At 69.9% G+C, this 482-nt stretch carries 1 protein-coding gene; it reads right to left on the bottom strand.

The window, feature by feature from the left end; translation table 11 throughout:
• Window positions 1-411 (bottom strand): TetR/AcrR family transcriptional regulator (locus LPA54_RS37220; protein WP_228984879.1); only part of this gene is annotated, 411 nt, incomplete at its 3' end.
• Between the last annotated feature and the right edge of the window lie 71 nt (window positions 412-482).

A 482-nucleotide genomic window follows, 5' to 3' on the forward strand; every position in this document is an offset into this window, starting at 1 on the left:
GTTGAAGGCGATCAGCGGGTCGAGGATGGCGTCCAGCATCCGGTCGAGCGGCAGCTCGATGTGGCTCTGCGTGAAGGCGGCGCCGTAGGTGTCCCGCCAGCGGTTGAGCAACTGGTCGCCCAGCTCGACGGCGATGGCCTCCTTGTTCGGGAAGAACTGGTAGAGCGTGCCCGGCGACACCCCGGCCTCGCGGGCGATGGCGTTGGTGCTCGACGCGGTGTAGCCGCTGGTGCAGAAGACGCTGGCGGCGGCCCGGAGCAACTGGGCGATACGGGCCTCGCCGCGGGCCTGGCGGCGGCGCGGGCGGGCGGAGCCCGGCGTTCCGTCGGGCGTTCCAGCGGTTGATCCGGCTGTGGATCCGCCATCCGCTCCGTCCGCTGCGGCGCCCTTGGTGGCTTTGGCCTCCGACACGGTCAATCCCCGGCTCTCGTGATGCGGTTGACAAACGCGAGTGCTCGCTCGCATTCTAGTGAAACGCGAGC

The sequence above is a fragment of the Streptomyces sp. DH12 genome (assembly GCF_020873895.1).
Taxonomy (GTDB): domain Bacteria; phylum Actinomycetota; class Actinomycetes; order Streptomycetales; family Streptomycetaceae; genus Streptomyces.